Annotated in this window: 19 protein-coding genes; 14 read left to right on the forward strand and 5 right to left on the reverse strand. The window is 42.2% G+C overall.

Annotated elements, in window-relative coordinates; translation table 11 throughout:
- The first annotated feature begins 7 nt into the window (after positions 1-7).
- The 10 genes from nusA (at position 8) to DEF30_RS01585 (ending at position 9,827) form a co-directional block, all read left to right on the forward strand.
- Entirely contained in the window at positions 8-1,210 is a 1,203-nt protein-coding gene (nusA, locus tag DEF30_RS01540; protein WP_294095733.1) for a transcription termination factor NusA, read from the forward strand.
- A 26-nt stretch (positions 1,211-1,236) separates the two neighbouring features.
- On the forward strand, positions 1,237-1,503 hold the full coding sequence (locus tag DEF30_RS01545) for a YlxR family protein (protein ID WP_294095735.1): 267 nt from the start codon (positions 1,237-1,239) through the stop codon (positions 1,501-1,503).
- A 1-nt stretch (position 1,504) separates the two neighbouring features.
- Entirely contained in the window at positions 1,505-1,810 is a 306-nt protein-coding gene (locus DEF30_RS01550; protein ID WP_366409278.1) for a ribosomal L7Ae/L30e/S12e/Gadd45 family protein, read from the forward strand.
- A gap of 17 nt (positions 1,811-1,827) precedes the next feature.
- Positions 1,828-3,927: a translation initiation factor IF-2 gene (gene infB, locus DEF30_RS01555; RefSeq protein WP_294095742.1), complete on the forward strand. Its 2,100-nt coding sequence runs from the start codon at positions 1,828-1,830 to the stop codon at positions 3,925-3,927.
- A 34-nt stretch (positions 3,928-3,961) separates the two neighbouring features.
- The gene (rbfA, locus tag DEF30_RS01560; protein ID WP_294095744.1) at positions 3,962-4,318 is read left to right on the forward strand and encodes a 30S ribosome-binding factor RbfA; all 357 of its coding nucleotides are present in this window, start codon (positions 3,962-3,964) and stop codon (positions 4,316-4,318) included.
- Between the two features lie 2 nt (positions 4,319-4,320).
- Positions 4,321-5,280: a bifunctional oligoribonuclease/PAP phosphatase NrnA gene (locus DEF30_RS01565; RefSeq protein WP_294095747.1), complete on the forward strand. Its 960-nt coding sequence runs from the start codon at positions 4,321-4,323 to the stop codon at positions 5,278-5,280.
- A gap of 5 nt (positions 5,281-5,285) precedes the next feature.
- Complete coding sequence (gene truB, locus DEF30_RS01570; protein WP_294095751.1) at positions 5,286-6,149, forward strand: tRNA pseudouridine(55) synthase TruB; 864 nt, start codon at positions 5,286-5,288, stop codon at positions 6,147-6,149.
- Between the two features lie 8 nt (positions 6,150-6,157).
- Entirely contained in the window at positions 6,158-7,087 is a 930-nt protein-coding gene (locus DEF30_RS01575; protein WP_294095753.1) for a bifunctional riboflavin kinase/FAD synthetase, read from the forward strand.
- Positions 7,088-7,199: 112 nt separating this feature from the next.
- Positions 7,200-7,463 (forward strand): 30S ribosomal protein S15, encoded by a 264-nt coding sequence (gene rpsO / locus DEF30_RS01580; RefSeq protein ID WP_294095755.1) that lies wholly within the window; start codon positions 7,200-7,202, stop codon positions 7,461-7,463.
- A gap of 243 nt (positions 7,464-7,706) precedes the next feature.
- Positions 7,707-9,827: a polyribonucleotide nucleotidyltransferase gene (locus tag DEF30_RS01585; protein WP_294095756.1), complete on the forward strand. Its 2,121-nt coding sequence runs from the start codon at positions 7,707-7,709 to the stop codon at positions 9,825-9,827.
- 37 nt (positions 9,828-9,864) lie between these two features.
- On the opposite strand, the gene DEF30_RS01590 is transcribed toward DEF30_RS01585, so the two are convergent.
- Positions 9,865-10,053, reverse strand: coding sequence for a DUF6440 family protein (locus tag DEF30_RS01590; protein ID WP_294095758.1), 189 nt, complete (start codon positions 10,051-10,053; stop codon positions 9,865-9,867).
- A 164-nt stretch (positions 10,054-10,217) separates the two neighbouring features.
- Between DEF30_RS01590 and DEF30_RS01595 the strand changes: the two genes are divergently transcribed.
- The 4 genes from DEF30_RS01595 to DEF30_RS01610 all read left to right on the forward strand — a co-directional run bounded on the left by DEF30_RS01595 (position 10,218) and on the right by DEF30_RS01610 (position 14,331).
- A complete protein-coding gene (locus tag DEF30_RS01595; RefSeq protein WP_294095759.1) occupies positions 10,218-12,779 on the forward strand; it encodes a DNA translocase FtsK in 2,562 nt (853 codons plus the stop codon).
- 115 nt (positions 12,780-12,894) lie between these two features.
- Positions 12,895-13,485 carry a CDP-diacylglycerol--glycerol-3-phosphate 3-phosphatidyltransferase gene (pgsA, locus tag DEF30_RS01600; RefSeq protein ID WP_294095761.1) on the forward strand — a complete coding sequence of 197 codons (591 nt, stop codon included), beginning with the start codon at positions 12,895-12,897 and terminating at the stop codon, positions 13,483-13,485.
- 300 nt (positions 13,486-13,785) lie between these two features.
- Positions 13,786-14,049: a GlsB/YeaQ/YmgE family stress response membrane protein gene (locus DEF30_RS01605; RefSeq protein ID WP_294095762.1), complete on the forward strand. Its 264-nt coding sequence runs from the start codon at positions 13,786-13,788 to the stop codon at positions 14,047-14,049.
- Positions 14,050-14,067: 18 nt separating this feature from the next.
- Positions 14,068-14,331 (forward strand): GlsB/YeaQ/YmgE family stress response membrane protein, encoded by a 264-nt coding sequence (locus DEF30_RS01610; protein ID WP_294095763.1) that lies wholly within the window; start codon positions 14,068-14,070, stop codon positions 14,329-14,331.
- Between the two features lie 55 nt (positions 14,332-14,386).
- Here DEF30_RS01610 and DEF30_RS01615 read toward each other — a convergent pair whose 3' ends face one another.
- From DEF30_RS01615 to DEF30_RS01630, 4 genes are read right to left on the reverse strand one after another with little or no spacing between them, the layout of a single operon-like run.
- On the reverse strand, positions 14,387-15,106 hold the full coding sequence (locus DEF30_RS01615) for an HAD family hydrolase (protein ID WP_294095764.1): 720 nt from the start codon (positions 15,104-15,106) through the stop codon (positions 14,387-14,389).
- Positions 15,107-15,117: 11 nt separating this feature from the next.
- A complete protein-coding gene (locus DEF30_RS01620) occupies positions 15,118-15,279 on the reverse strand; it encodes a hypothetical protein (RefSeq protein WP_155953230.1) in 162 nt (53 codons plus the stop codon).
- A complete protein-coding gene (locus tag DEF30_RS01625) occupies positions 15,266-15,712 on the reverse strand; it encodes a threonine/serine exporter family protein (protein ID WP_294095765.1) in 447 nt (148 codons plus the stop codon). The genes DEF30_RS01620 and DEF30_RS01625 overlap by 14 nt, the downstream gene beginning before the upstream one ends.
- Before the next feature lies 1 nt (position 15,713).
- Complete coding sequence (locus DEF30_RS01630) at positions 15,714-16,472, reverse strand: threonine/serine exporter family protein (protein ID WP_074909902.1); 759 nt, start codon at positions 16,470-16,472, stop codon at positions 15,714-15,716.
- Between the last annotated feature and the right edge of the window lie 101 nt (positions 16,473-16,573).

Raw genomic sequence — 16,573 nt, forward strand, 5'->3', positions numbered from 1 at the left:
GGATAAAATGGCAAAGGCAACTGTGAAAAAGAAAGATGAAGTTATTCTGGCATTAAAAGCCATCGCAGAGGAAAAGGGAATCAGTGAGGAGATGCTTTTTGAAACACTGGAAGATGCGATGATTGCAGCGTACAAGAAAAATTATGTAAATTCCGGATCCCAAAACGTGAGAGTCAACATCGACAGAGAGACCGGAGAAATCAAGGTGTTCTCTTTGAGAAGGATTGTTGAAGAGGTTATGGATCCTCAAGATGAGATTACGCTGGAAGAAGCAAAAGAAATCGATCCAAGATATGAACTTCTGGATGTGGTGGAGAACGAAGTGACTCCAGCAAATTTTGCCCGTGTGGCAGCTCAGTCTGCCAAGCAGATTGTGACACAGAGAATAAAGGAAGCAGAAAGAAGCATTCTTTACAATCAGTATCATGAAAAAGAATTTGATGTGATCATGGGAACTGTTCAAAGAAAAGACAAGGGGAATATCTACATCGACCTTGGAAAGACAGAAACAGTTTTGACTCCTCAGGAACAGATTCCTGGAGAGAACTATCAGTTCAATGACAAGATTCTGCTCTATATTGTGGAAGTGAAACAAAATCCGAAGGGGCCGATGATTTCCGTATCTAGAACCCATCCAGGGCTGGTCAAAAGACTTTTTGAAAAAGAAGTACCTGAGATCTATGAAGGAATTGTAGAAATCAAGGCCATCTCCAGAGAAGCTGGTTCAAGAACAAAGATTGCCGTGCATTCCAATGATCCGGAAGTGGAGCCCATGGGTGCTTGCGTTGGTCCAAGAGGAACTAGAGTACAGAACATCGTGAACGAGCTGAGAAATGAAAAAATCGACATCATCAAGTGGTCCAAGGATCCTAGAGAGTTCATTGCCAATGCTTTAAGCCCTGCTAAAGTTCTGGATGTTATCATCATGAACGAAGGAAGTGCCTGTAAGGTAGTGGTGGATGACAATCAGCTGTCCCTGGCCATTGGTAAAGAAGGGCAGAATGTAAGACTTGCTGCAAAACTTACTGGATGGAAAATTGACATCAAGAGCAAGAAGCAGTATGAACAGGAGCTTCTAGAAAAAGCTGAACTGGAAGAAACTGTGGCACTGACAGATGAAGCCCTAGTTGATACTACAGCTGAAGAAGCTGAAACAGCATCTGAACTTATTGAGGATACTGATATTCAAGAGGAAGATTCAGAAGCTTAATTAAACTGGAAAGAGAGGTGTTTTACGTGAAGGTGAAAAAAATACCAATGAGAATGTGCACCGGCTGCATGGAGATGAAACCTAAAAAGGAACTGATTCGTGTGGTGAAAAACAAAGAAGGAGAGATTTCTCTGGATTTGGTTGGGAAAAAGCCCGGCAGAGGTGCATATGTTTGCAAGAGTACAGATTGTCTGGAAAAGGCCTTTAAGACCAAAAGACTGTCTCGAAACTTGGAAACCTCGATCAGCCAGGAGATCTATGATGATCTTCGGAAGGCGGTGGAAGTTGGATAAAATGCTGTCCTTCCTGGGACTGACAAGAAAGTCCGGGAATTTGATCTTGGGATACAACAAGAACGAAGAAGCCATCAAGATGAGAAAGTTGTATCTTCTGATCTTGTCCAAAGGTGCTTCTGAGAATACGAAGGATAAGTTCAAAGGTTACTGTGAAAAGTATAAAGTGCCTTATATTGAGGATTTCACTCCTGATGAATTAGGATATGCATTGGGTTATGAAGGAATTGCAGTTGTAGGAGTTTCTGACCGGAACATGGCAAGAAAACTCAAAGAACAGTACAACAGCAAAGGAATTGAAGAATAAAAACGGAGGTGGTCCTATTGTCAAAAATCAGAGTGTATGAGCTTGCAAAGGAACTGGAGATATCAAGTAAAGAGTTGATCGCGTTATTAAAGGATGAATTTGGGATAGAGGTTAAGAATCATATGAGTGTTGTGGAAGAAGAAGATGCTGCACTCATCAAGGAACTTCTTGGGGATTCAGAGGGAAATAAGGAAGCGGTTAAGGAAGAGTCCATGGATACTGAAGGTAAAGTTACGAAGAGTATCGTGGATGAATATGAGGAGATTCTTGAAGAAGAAGTTGTAAACCTCGCAAAGAAGAAGAAGAAAACCAAAAGAGAACTGGCACAGGAAAAGCTGGAGGCAGAAGAAGCTGCTCTGGCGAATATGAAGGTTGAAATCGGTGAATTTATCACGGTCAAGGAGTTTGCTGACAAGCTCGGGAAACCTGTGGCAGAAGTTATAAAGGCGCTGATTTTCACTGGAATCATGGCTGGTATCAATCAGGAAATCGACTTTGAGACAGCTGAGAAAGCTGCAAAACGTCTGGAAATCGACATTGTGAAGATTAAGGACGATGCATCAGGAATATCAGATGAAAAAGAAGAAGATCTTCTGGATGTGAATCTGGAAAAAAGACCTCCGATTGTTACCGTAATGGGACACGTTGACCATGGTAAGACATCCCTTCTTGATGCAATCCGTAAGGCGAAAGTAACGGAAAGCGAAGCGGGTGGTATTACTCAGCATATTGGTGCGTATACCATTACCATCAATGGCGAAAAGATCACGTTCCTGGATACCCCAGGCCATGAAGCCTTTACAGCCATGAGAGCAAGAGGAGCCCAGGTAACAGATATTGTTATCCTCGTTGTGGCAGCGGATGACGGTATCATGCCTCAAACCGCAGAAGCCATAAATCACTGTAAGGCAGCGAACGTTCCGATGATTGTTGCCATCAACAAGATTGATGTTGAAGGTGCAAACATTGACAGAGTGAAGCAGGAACTTACTGAATATGGTCTTGTGGCAGAAGAGTGGGGTGGAGACACCATCTGTGTACCTGTTTCTGCTAAGCAGAGAATTGGAATCGACGATCTTCTGGAAATGGTTCTTTTGACAGCTGAAGTTGAAGAACTGAAGGCAGATTCAAACAGAAGAGCAGCAGGAACCGTTATTGAATCAGAGCTTGATAAGGGCCGCGGACCTGTGGCAACACTTCTTGTGCAAAAAGGTACGCTTAATGTGGGAGATTCTATTCTTGTAGGAAGCACTTATGGCAGAATCCGTGCGATGTTTGATGACAAGGGCAAGAAGATCAAGAGTGCTGGACCATCTATACCAGTGGAAATTCTTGGGCTGTCAGAAGTGCCTCAGGCAGGTGACAAGTTCCATGAAGTCAAGGACGAGAAGACAGCCAGAGGTATGGCGGAAGCGAGAAAGATCAAGGAAAAGAGTCTTCAGCAGAGTACGATGAGAGTATCTCTGGAAGATCTGTACAGCCAGGTGAAGGAAGGTAAGATTAAAGAACTTCCAATCATCATCAAGGCAGATGTGCAAGGTTCCATTGAAGCATTGAAGGGTACACTGGAGAAGCTTTCCACGGATGAGATCAAAGTACGTGTGATTCATGGTGGTGTTGGTGCAGTCACAGAGACAGATATATCCCTGGCGGCAGCATCCAATGCAGTGGTCATCGGGTTCAATGTCAGACCTGACAATAATGCACAGGTTCTTGCAGAAAAAGAAAAAGTTTATGTGAAGACCTACAGAGTTATTTACCATGCAGTAGATGACATCAAGGCTGCCATGATCGGTATGCTTGCGCCAGAAATCAAAGAAGTTGTCCAGGGACGTGTGGAAATCAGACAGACTTATAAAGTATCTGCTATTGGTACCATCGCTGGATGTTATGTGCTGAATGGAAAAATCACAAGAAATTCTGAAATCAGACTTCTTAGAGATGGTGTGATTATCCATGAAGGAAAACTTGCTTCACTTAAGAGATTCAAGGATGATGCGAAGGAAGTTCTGGCAGGATTTGAATGCGGGCTTTCTATTGAGAAATTCAATGAGATCAAAGAAGGCGATATCATCGAAGCGTATGTGATGGAGTCTATTGTACGTAAAGAACTGTAAGAAGCATTTAGAGAGTGAGAAATGAGGTGAAAGTATGGCAAAATACAGAACGGGAAGAATCAACGAAGAGATGAAGAAAGAGATTTCTGCCATCATCATGAATGGACTGAAAGATCCCCGGATTACCGCCATGATTACCATTACAGATGTGGAAGTCACATCAGATCTGAGATATGCAAAAGTATATGCAAGTGTTTTTGGGACAGAGCAGCAAAAAGAAGAATCATTTCTGGGGCTTAAGAACTCAGCAGGTTTTATCCGAAGAGAAGTTGGAAAGAGAATTCAGCTGCGCTATGTGCCTGAACTGATTTTTGTGATGGATGACACCATTGATAAAGGTATGCATATAGATGAGCTGATTCGGAAAGCCAATGAGCAAAAAGGAAACTGAGTATGATATTGCGGGATATTGCGAATAAAATTCTCGAATTCAATAAAATCGCTGTGGTTGCCCATGCATCTCCTGATGGAGATGCTGTGGGCAGTACCTTGGGGTTGACCTTAGGGCTGAGAAGCATCGGCAAGGAAGTGGATGTGCTCTCAAAAGAACCAGGACCAGAAGTCCTGTCCTATCTTCCTCTTTATGAGGAGTATGGAGAGCTGAATGCATTGAGAGACGACCGAACATTGCTGATATGTCTTGATTGTGGCAACAAAGACCGTCTTTCCATGGAAAGAGATGGGTTTTCAGACATATTCAAAATAAATCTGGACCACCACGTTTCCAATGAAATGTATGGGGATCTCAATTATGTGGACAGCAAATCAGCCTCTACAGCGGAAATAGTATATGAGCTTCTGGAGGAACTTAATGTTCCTGTGACTGAAGCCATGGCGGAATGCCTGTATACTGGGATTGTCATGGATACAGGAAGCTTCAGGTTTCCAAGCACAACATCCAAAACACTGCGCATCACATCAAAGTTATTGGAGACCGGTGTCAATTTCTCGAAGATTCAACGGATGCTCTTTGCCACTTCACCTTTTAAGCAGGTAAAGCTTTTGGGGCGTGCGCTGATGACCCTTGAGAGTCATTTTGAAGGTAAAGTATCCATGATGAATCTGGAAGCCAATGACTTTAATGTATTATCCATATCGGACCGGGATACTGGGGACATTGTCAATTATGGACTGGAACCAAAAGAAGCTGAAGTTTCGATTCTTTTCAAAGAAGCCGAAGGGTTTTTCCGAGTCAGTGTGAGAACAAAAGAGTATCTGGATGCCAGCGCGTTATGTGCTGTATTTGGTGGCGGTGGGCACGTCCGTGCAGCGGGGTGCAACATAGAAGCAGAAGATCTCATGCATGCTAAAATCCGCATACTTGATGAGATTGAAAGGATGATGACCTCTTGAATGGTGTGCTCAATATATATAAAGAAAGAGGGATGACCTCTTTCCAGGTGGTGGCTTCAGTGAAGCGCATCACGGGAATCAAAAAGGTTGGCCATACTGGAACACTTGATCCGGAGGCTGAAGGAGTTCTTCCAGTTTGTATTGGGAGAGCGACAAAGCTTGTGGATTATATTATGGACGGAGAAAAAATATACCGCGCTTCGTTTCAGTTTGGCAAAATATCAGATACACTGGATGCTTTTGGAGAAGTTCAGGAAACAGGAGAACCTCTTCCGAAGCGGGAAAATGTTGTTGAGATGCTGCAGAGTTTTCTTGGCACTACAAAACAGATTCCACCCATGTACTCAGCGCTTAAAGTTCAAGGCAAAAGATTATATGAACTTGCAAGGGATGGAAAAGAGATTCCTCGAGAAGCACGGGAGATCCATGTATCAAAAATACACCTGATTGAGTATAGGGAGCATTCTGGCGAAGGATCATTTCTGCTCGTCTGCTCTAAAGGAACGTACGTAAGAAGCATCATTGATGATCTGGGGCGGATGCTCGGTTCCGGCGCGATTATGACGGGGCTTGTCCGTGAGGCTACTGGAGGATTTCAGAAAGAAGCATCAGTTACCCTGAGCCAGCTTGAGCAGGAGGGTGTTGAGAAATATCTGATCGAGATGGAGGAGGTTCTGAAGAACTTTCCTGCATTTGTCGTTCCAGATGCCTTCTTGAATCTTATAGCCAATGGTGTAAAAGTAAAAGATCAAAGATTGGTTTCTGATGTAAAGGCAGGACTCTATAAGGGATTGGATGGTCAAGGAAAGCTACTTGGTATCCTTGAACGGATGGAAGATATCCTCTATTTGAAACTGAATCTGATGTGAGGTTAAAAATGATTGTGATAGACGAAAATATCAAAGGTGAGTTCAAAGAAGGAACGTATATTGCTTTGGGCAGTTTCGATGGACTGCATAAAGGTCATATGACACTGATCCATAAAGTGGTGGATGAGGCTATGGCAGATGGACTTAAGAGTGCAGTCTATACTTTCAAGAACCATCCTTTGACTGTAGCAAAACCGGAGCTTGCACCAAAGCTTCTTATGGATAACCAGCAGAAGATCCACTTGTTGAAGGCTAAGGGGGTGGATGCGACAATTTTTGTATCCTTCACCATGGAATATATGCAGACAGAAGCAGAAGAGTTTATTCTGAGTCTCATTCATGATTTTAATGCAAAGGGATTCGTTGTAGGATTCAACTATAAGTATGGATACCAGAACAAAGGAAATGTTGATACATTAAGAGAAATGTCTGAAAGATACGGATTTAAGCTCTTTGTCATGGATGCAGCTCTGAGTAATGATGACATCATCAGCAGCACAAGAATCAGGAACCTCATTTTGAAAGGACAGATCAAAGAGGCAAATGAGCTTCTCTTTGAACCGTTTATGCTAAGAGGTACTGTGATTGGCGGGAAAAAACTGGGGCGGAAAATTGGTTTCCCAACAGCAAATATGAGTTATGACACCAAATATGTGATTCCCAAGACAGGGGTGTATTATACAAACCTCATGCTGGAAGGGACTTTGCATAAAAGTATCACCTCAGTAGGATATAATCCTACTGTGGATGGAAAAACCTTAAGTATCGAAACTTATATTCTCGACTTTGACCGTGAGATTTACGGAGAAGAAGTGAAGCTCTATTTTGTAGAATATATGCGGGACGAAGAAAAGTATGCAAGTTTAGATGAACTGGTGGAACAGCTTAAGAAAGATAAGGATTATGCAAGAAATCAGGAGCTTTCTACATTATTGTAATTGAAGTATAGGTTCTGATATGGTATAATACCTAACGAACCATGAACTACGTGATTAGGGTTGCTATCTTTTTACGTGGTCATCGGGGATAATATTTAGGAGGTACAGCAAAATGGATAAGGCAAGAAAGCTTGAAATCATCCAGACACACGCAAGACATGAAGGGGACACTGGTTCACCAGAAGTGCAGATCGCACTGCTTACAGAGAGAATCAACTCTTTGACAGAGCATCTGAAGTTCCACAAGAAGGATCACCATTCCAGAAGAGGTCTTCTGATGATGGTAGGTCAAAGAAGAGGTCTTCTGAACTATCTGATGGCTGAAGATATTGAAAGATACAGAGATATCATTGCTAAGCTTGGAATCAGAAGATAATTAAAAAATGTACTCTGAGCCTGCTTTTCTAAAGCAGGCTTTTAGTATATACTGGTCTTAAAGCTTTACATTAAGTGAACACGCTACAATGAGCCGGAGAAGCTTATTAGAGAAGAACATCTGATGTTTTTTAAAAATCAAAGAATACAACAGGGTTGATTTTTTGATTTTTAAAAAATCTATCGGATTGAAATCTTTAGTGCTTTTCTTCAGCTCTTTGGGCAAAGAAAAGGAGATGAATTCATGCAAATTAAAAAAGAAATCCAAGTTGCTGGAAGAAATTTCGGTATTGAATTTGGAGACAGAGGGATGCTGTCTGATGCAGCAATCTTCATGAACTACGGTGAAACAGTGGTTATGGTCAACGCCAATGCTTCTGAGAAGCCAAGAGACGGTATCGATTTTTTCCCGCTGGCAGTGGATTATGAAGAGAAAATGTATGCCGTTGGAAAAATTCCTGGCGGGTTTATCAAGAGAGAAGGCAGACCTACGGAGAAAGCCATTCTTTCAGGCCGAGCCATTGACAGACCACTTCGTCCATTATTCCCAAAGGGATACAGAAATGACGTACAGGTTGTATGTACAGTTCTATCCGTCGAAAATGACAACCTGCCTGAAATCCTTGCAATTAATGGTGCAGCTTTTGCCCTTCTGATTTCTTCAGTTCCCTATACAACACCTTTGGCAGCTGTGATGGTAGGACTTGTGGATGGAGAGTTTATCTTGAATCCAACATCCAAAGAAAGAGAAGAAAGCTTACTGAACTTAACCGTCTGTGCCACAGAAGACCGTGTCATGATGATTGAAGCGGGAGCGAAGGAAATTGATGAAGATACAATGATTGCAGCCATCGACTTTGGATTCAAAGCATGTCAGCCAATCATTGCAATGCAGAAGGAAATCACTGCGGCATATGGAAAAGAAAAGAAAGTTCCTGTGCTTTACACACTGAACCAGGATATTGAACAGGAAGTGAGAGCTTTTGCGAAAGATCTGATCTCTGAAGCAATGCACATGGTAGATAAGGATGAAAGAAGCAAGAAAATTGACGAAGTCAAAACAAAGGTTGCGGAAGCATTCAATGAGAAATATCCAGAAGGAAAGAGCGATATTGCTGAAACACTGTATCTTCTTCAGAAGGAAACTGTGCGTGATATGGCAATACTGGAACACAAGAGAATCGATGGAAGAGCATTTGACGAGATCCGTCCACTGGCAGCAGAAGTTGCAGTCCTTCCAAGAACTCATGGTTCAGGAATTTTCTCAAGAGGTTCAACACAGGTTATGGCTGTGACCACCTTAGGTGCCATCGGCGATATTCAGATTCTTGATGGGGTCAGTGAAGAAGAAAGCAAGAGATACATCCATCACTATAACTTCCCATCTTACTCTGTTGGTGAAACAAGACCAATGAGAGGTCCCGGAAGAAGAGAAATTGGACATGGTGCCCTTGCTGAAAAGGCACTGGAGCCATTGATACCAAGTGAGGAAGAGTTCCCATACACCATCCGCGTTGTTTCTGAAGTTCTCTCATCCAATGGTTCCACATCACAGGCTTCTGTATGTGCGTCCACCTTGGCGCTTCTTGACGCTGGTGTTCCACTAAAGAGACCTGCTGCTGGTATCGCTATGGGCTTGTTTACAACAGATGATCTTTCCATGGAAGAAATCGTGACAGATATTCAAGGTGTAGAAGATTTCTTCGGAGATATGGATTTCAAGGTTGCTGGAACATCAAAGGGCATCACTGCCATCCAAGTTGACACAAAGATTGCTGGTCTCTCTCCTGCATGTATTGAAAAGTCCATCAGGGATGCAAAAACCGCAAGATTTGAGATTCTTGAAGTGATGGAGAGTGCCATTGTTGAACCAAGACCAGAAGTTTCAAAATATGCACCAAAGATTACAACTCTTCAGATTAATCCGGACAAGATCAGAGATGTCATCGGAAGCGGTGGTAAGGTGATCAATAAGATTATTGCTGAAACTGGCGTAAAAATTGATATCGATGATACTGGAAAGGTATTTGTTGGCGGACCAGACATTGAAATGGTGAAAAAGGCCGTTGCAATCATTGAAGGTATCGTGAAGGAAGTAGTTCCTGGCGAGATATACTTAGGTAAAGTAATCAAGATTATGCCATTCGGAGCATTTATCGAGATTCTTCCAAACAAAGAAGGGCTTTGCCATATTTCAAAACTTGATATGAAGAGAGTGGAGAAAGTGGAAGATGTTGTAGAGATTGGGGACGAAATTCTGGTTAAAGTTACAGAGATTGACCAGCAAGGTAGAATCAATCTTTCAAGAAGAGATGCTCTTATTGAAATGGAAAAGAAAGAAAAAGCAGCAAAAGAAGAAGAATAACATAAGCAAAAGGGACAGGCTGAGAAGCCTGTCCCTTTTAGTACGGGAGAGTATGGGCAGGAGTGATCACAGGTTTTCCATTCTGGTCCAGGAGAACGGTTAAACCCGCACCGTACCCTGCGGCATGATAAAGATAGTTGACACCTGTTTCCTTATCTACCCAGATTTCCATCACGTTCAGTTTACCTTGGCTGAAGGTCTTGATGAACCGATCGCCTACTTTCACACTATATTCCTCCTTATTCTGTCCTTTTTTAGAAAGTATATCACAGTGCTGCAGAAGAAAAAAACAATTGTTTGATTTTCACCGTTTCCTGATTTCAAATAAAGAGACGATTGTGATAGAATATAGATGATATCGAATTTACAGGGATTACGGAGGTAGTTTTTTTGAAAGAAACAACCACAGAACAGAAGACTGCTTCTGTCAGAAAGAAAAGTACAAATGGAACTGTTAAAAGAACTGGAACTGTCAGAAAACCTACAGCATCCAAGACGAAGAAAACAAGTCAGAGAAAAGGAAGCCGTAAAACGGCTGATGATAAGCGAAAAGATTTTTACCATGAGCTCATAGGGCTTGCACTCCTTGGAGTGGGGATTTTTTCGTTGATCTCTATGCTGTCAACTAGCGTTGGGATATTGGGGGAAACAATAAGGGATATGCTGGTATCCACTTTAGGGGCCACGGCTTACGTGTTTCCTCTTTTAGTGCTGCTCATGGGATCATCACTGATTCTTAGAAAGCCTCAATTGTTCTCCAATAAGAAAACATACGGAGTGCTCCTTTTCGCGGTAGTCACTGCAATGCTCCTTTCACTGAATAGAATGGAGTCTGTGCATCGGGAAGGGTTCCTGGTGACCCTTAAGAATCTTATGAATATTGATGATGTGAATCATGGTGGAATTTTTGGTCTGATTCTTGCAGTTCCTCTTTATAGGTTAATTGGACCTTTCGGCACCTATATTGTAGCGGGGTGTTTTTATGTTGTTGCACTGGTGCTGGTTTTCAATACGACCATTTATGATTTTCTAAGGAAAACCAATGAGCAGAGAATGACTGCCAAAGGAAAAATGGAAATCAGAAGAGAAGAAAAAAAGAGGTACAGAGCTCAAAAGCTAGAACAGAAACAGGAATTAAAAAATGAAGAGAAAATCGTTGAAGAGAAGCTGAAGATACTGGAAATGATGAACGGCAATGAAGAATACAGGATGAGCACAGTAGATCAGGAGACCAAGTCGCCCTTTGTCCATCTGGATGTGGAAGATTCTGAAGGCATGGTCAAGACGGTTCTAAAGGAAGATGATCTGTCAAAGGAACTCCTGGTAGAGAAATCTGACACGCCTGACACCTCATCAGAAATCACTGTTGAAATGTCATCTGAGAAATCACAGGAGCACCTGAATGGAGGAGAGGAGCAGAAGGAGCAGCCGGAAGAGCCTAAGATCACCACGGAGAAAAGGAAGCGTGCGCCTGCTCTTGAAGAAATAGAAGGGGAACAGATGGGGCTTGAGGAATTTGAGAAGCCCGCTTATGAATTTCCTGAAATTGCGCTCTTGAAACAGAACATTAAAGGCATGCTGGCGAATGAAGACCGGGATGAAATTCTGGAGAATGCGAAAAAACTCGAAGACACCCTGATGTCTTTTGGTGTAGAAGCAAGAGTGATTCATGTTTCAAAAGGTCCATCCGTTACAAGATATGAACTTCAACCCAAAGCAGGGGTAAAGGTTTCTCGGATTGTGAACTTATCTGACGATATTGCTTTAGCGCTTGCTGCAAGAGGTGTGCGTATCGAAGCGCCCATTCCGGGAAAGGCTGCGGTTGGCATTGAGATTCCGAATAAGGAGACCACGGCAGTTTATCTGAGAGAAGTTATTGAAGACTCGAAGTTTCAGCGAAGCACAAGTAAAATATCAGTGGCTTTGGGGAAAGATATATCCGGGGAGGCCATTATCGGTGACTTATCTAAAATGCCCCATGTGCTGATTGCGGGAGCCACAGGATCAGGTAAAAGTGTTTGCATCAATTCCCTTATCATCTCGATCCTATACAAGTATGATCCTGAACATGTAAGACTCCTTATGGTGGATCCAAAAGTGGTAGAGCTTAATGTTTATAATGGCATTCCTCATCTTCTAATTCCTGTTGTAACAGATCCGAAGAAAGCCGCTGGAGCTCTAAACTGGGCAGTAAATGAAATGACGAGGAGATATCAGTCCTTTGCTGAATATGGAGTCCGTAATATCGAGGGATTCAATGAGCTTGCAAAAAAGAACAAAGAACTTCAAAGTCTCCCTTACATTGTCGTGATCGTAGATGAGCTCGCAGATCTTATGATGGTTTCCGCCAACGAAGTGGAAGACTATATTGCAAGACTGGCTCAAATGGCTAGAGCTGCTGGTATGCATCTGGTGATTGCCACACAAAGGCCATCCGTGGATGTTATTACAGGTGTGATCAAAGCGAACATTCCCTCTAGGATTTCTTTTGCTGTATCCAGTGCCATTGACTCCAGAACGATCCTGGACTCTGGAGGAGCGGAAAAGCTTTTAGGAAAAGGAGATATGCTCTATTATCCGGTGGGTGAACAAAAACCCAAGAGAATTCAAGGGGCATTCATCTCGGAAGAAGAAGTTGAAGCAATCGTATCCAGGATCAAGGTTCAGAAAGACCAGCTTCTCTATGACCAGGAAATTATGGAACATATAGAAAAAGGCAGAAGCGACCAAGAGGACAGTGAAGAAGGAGACGAGCTTTATCAGGAAGCGGTTAAGGTTGTGGTGGAGAACCAGCAAGCTTCAACATCCTTTTTACAGCGAAAAATGAGAATTGGATATAACAGAGCTGCAAGAATTATGGATCAGCTGGAGGAACGAGGTGTGATCTCACAGCGGGACGGGTCAAAACCAAGACAGGTACTCATGTCAGAGTATCAGTTACGGGATGAGTAGTTCTTGTGAAATGTATGAGAATATGAGATGATATAGCTAGAATTAAAGTTTTTGGTATAAACTTATCAGTAATACAAAGAAGAATAGAGACAATACGAAAGTTGGAGTGGATAATATGAATTTACCAAATAAGCTGACATTATTTAGAATGATTTTAGTACCTGTTTTTTTAGTTTTAGTATCCGTGAAAGCAATTCCATTTAATTTTACCTTAGCCACTGTAATTTTTGTTGTGGCTGCCTACACTGACCATTTGGATGGTAAGATTGCAAGACGAGATAATCTCATCACAAATTTTGGAAAATTCATGGACCCTTTGGCGGACAAACTTCTTGTCACATCTGCACTGATTGCGCTTGTTGAGTATAATCTGATCGGTGCTTGGGTCGCAGTTGTTGTTATTTCACGAGAGTTTGCAGTATCCGGATTAAGAACCATCGCAGCGAATGAAGGTGTTGTCATTGCAGCGAGTATTTGGGGGAAGATCAAAACTACCACTCAGATTATTGCGATTGTATCCATGCTGATACAGCTGATTTCTACTCACGAGGAGTATCTGATTGAACTTTTCAAGTCGGTACCTTTCTTGGGGTCATTCTTCAGTATTTTCCCGCCAGTGGCAATGTATGTAGCGGTGTTCTTCACAATCATGTCAGGGTTGGATTACTTTAAAAATGGATGGGCATACATTGACACCAATAAGTAACAGGTGGATTTACGGTCACAGAAGTGTGGCCGTTTTTTTGTTGCTTCAAGTTTGGACTCAATAAAGGAAGTAATACTTATGTACACCTTATAGCCATACGGTAAAAAAGATGTAATGTTTTCATGTCGTTTTTTTGAAAATTATGAATGGATCCGCATAGAATTACTGGAACATGGAACATTGTGAAAACAGTTGAAAACACTAGTTTAGAATCGTTGACGCCGCACTTTCGGTAAAGCTATAATAACCTCAAGATTACAAGAAGTGATCAAAACCATTTATCTAAGGAGGTATTATAACATGCCAGAAGTAACAAATATTATAGTATGGCTGATACTTGGTGGAGTATCGGGTTGGATTGCCAGCATGATTGCTGGGAAGGATGCCAAGATGGGTATTCTCGCTAATATTATTGTAGGTATCATCGGAGCGTTTATTGGTGGATGGGTCGCTGGGCTTTTAGGTCTTGGACCAGCAACAGGACTCAATATCTGGAGCTTTATTGTATCTGTCATTGGAGCTCTGATTCTACTATGGATCATCGGTCTAGTGAACAAGAGATAGATTAAGGAGGTAAAATTTATGCCAGAAGTATCAAATATCATCGTATGGATTATATTAGGTGGAGTATCGGGATGGATTGCCAGCATGATTGCCGGAAAAGACGCTAAGATGGGAATCTTCGCTAACATCATTGTGGGTGTCATCGGTGCATTTATCGGCGGATGGGTCGCAGGTCTTCTAGGCCTTGGACCTGCAACGGGACTTAATATCTGGAGCTTCATCGTATCTATAGCGGGGGCACTGATTCTGCTTTGGATCATTGGCATAGTGAGTAAAAGATAAAGTTATACAAAAAAAAGGAGCGGGATTTCCGCTCCTTTCTCATGTGCTCAAAAGTTTATGAAACAACAGGCATTGATTCTGCAAACAGGAGAAAATCCTTATAAGTGCCCTCATGGTCAGCAGTGTAGTTAAGGTTTTTCCTGTTGAGAAGATGGTTTGTGATAAGATATGTCGTTATGCCCAGAGTGCTTGCCGCAAGGTCTTCTTCAGCATCGTTTCCAACCATCAAACATTCCTGTGGATTCTTTCCAATGGTTTCCAGAATCTCACTGTAGTATTCGACGTTGGGTTTGCAGTAATGGCAATCTTCAAAGTAAGTGATATGTGAAAAATCTTCATGAACGAGGTCCGCCCATTGGATTCTCTGATCTATCGCAAACTTTGGAAAGAGAGGATTGGTGGCAATGACAAGCTCATATCCTTTTTCTTTCAGAATATCCAGCGCCTCCAGCATATCAGTGTTTTTGTTTACTGCATTTCTCAGCACAGAAAAATCATTTTCGTAATAACGGATGAAGTGCTTTTGGAAAGCCGGCAGTTCCTCTCCGACATGTTCTTTCATGGCACTCATAAATACTTCTTCATTGGTGCGCTTTTCCTTGTTTTTCACCATGGCTTTCACTGAACTGTAAAGGATGGCCATGAAGTTATCAGGTGCGATGATGGACTTGAAAGCGTTAGATAGGCTGGTATAATAGATTTCTTCAAATTCCTTCATATCTATGGACAGCAGTGTACCGTCCAAATCAAATAATATTGTGTTTATTTTTTTCAATATGGATCCTCCTAAGCATTATAGACAATCAGGGCATTTTTATTGCTGTCTTTTTCTGAATAGCAGATTTCAATCACCTGCTCTTTTTTGATGTGATACTTATTTAAGGTTTCCTGAACCTTTTTTTCTATGTCTTCATTCTTGTTGACATAAACCAGTTTAGTTCTTTTCATCTATGATCCTCCGCTTGAACAGATAGTAAATTTTCATCAGTGTGAAAACCATTAGAATTCCAATCGCTAGCGCGCCGGAAGCCATGAGCGTCGTAATTCCCTCTCTGAGAGCACCATTATAGTCTCCTTCCAGGGATTTGAGCATCGTATGGTAAAGTCCGCTTCCTGGAACCAGGGGAATAAGTCCTGGTGTGATATAACTTGTTACAGGTGTTCTCATTTTTCGGGCCATGAGCTCACCATAATAGGTAAAGGCCACCGCTCCGAAGAAGAAAGCTACATTCGGATCACTGAAGTAGCTGAGCGACATGCTGTAAAAGAGCCAGCCGAGTGAACCTCCAAAAGCCGAAAGAAAAGCAGTTTTTCTGTTGAGATTGAAGATGTAGGCGAAGCTGAGAGACGCCACATAAGCCATGACGATTTCAATCATCATTCTACACACCTCCCAGAAGGGCCAGGACGGTTCCGGCTCCTATGGCAATACCTACTGCGATGAGGAATGCTTCCATTCCTTTAGAGACACCAGAAAGATAATCTCCCATGAGGATATCTCGGATTGCATTTGTGAAAGCAATTCCAGGGACCAGAAGCATGATGGATCCGATGGTAATGATGTCTTCATTGGGAGAAAGAGGTATGGTTCTCGTGAACAAATGAACAAGAAGTGCCACAAGTGCTCCACCGATGATATTGATGAAAATTCCGTTCAGTTTTATTTCTCTTGTCCCCAGCTGCAGAAGCCTGACACAGATGCCGATGACGAGTGCTATAAGAGCATCGATGAATGTTCCACCAAATAGGACGGTAAAAGAGAACCCGCACATGGCGGCCATGACCAGCTGGAAGAAAATGCTGTAAGGTTTCTTGTCAGAGATTTCCTGGAGTCTTTTTTCAAGGGAATCCAGAGGGAGCTGTGTCTCCATCAGTTCTCTTGACAGAGAGTTCACCAGCGCAACTTTTTCTAAATCAATATTACTTTTTTGTACGCGGCGTATGAGAGATACAATGGTTCCATCTTCTTCTGTAAGTGATACCATGATGCCTGTAGGAGTCACAAAGCTCTCCGCATCTGCTTTGTTATAAGACTTTAGAATCATGCGGATTGTTTCTTCTACTCTGTAGATTTCACCGCCGGATTCCAAAATGATCTGCCCCGCCATTGTGGCAAGTTTGATTAATCGTTGATTGTCCATTCATATCCACCTCTTTAGTCTTCTTCTATTATAATGGAACGTCCTGCGAATTCAAACAAAAGATGGTAATTCTCTACAGGAATCAGAACACAAGCCAAGTT

Source organism: Proteiniclasticum sp., from assembly GCF_003514505.1.
Lineage (GTDB): Bacteria > Bacillota > Clostridia > Clostridiales > Clostridiaceae > Proteiniclasticum.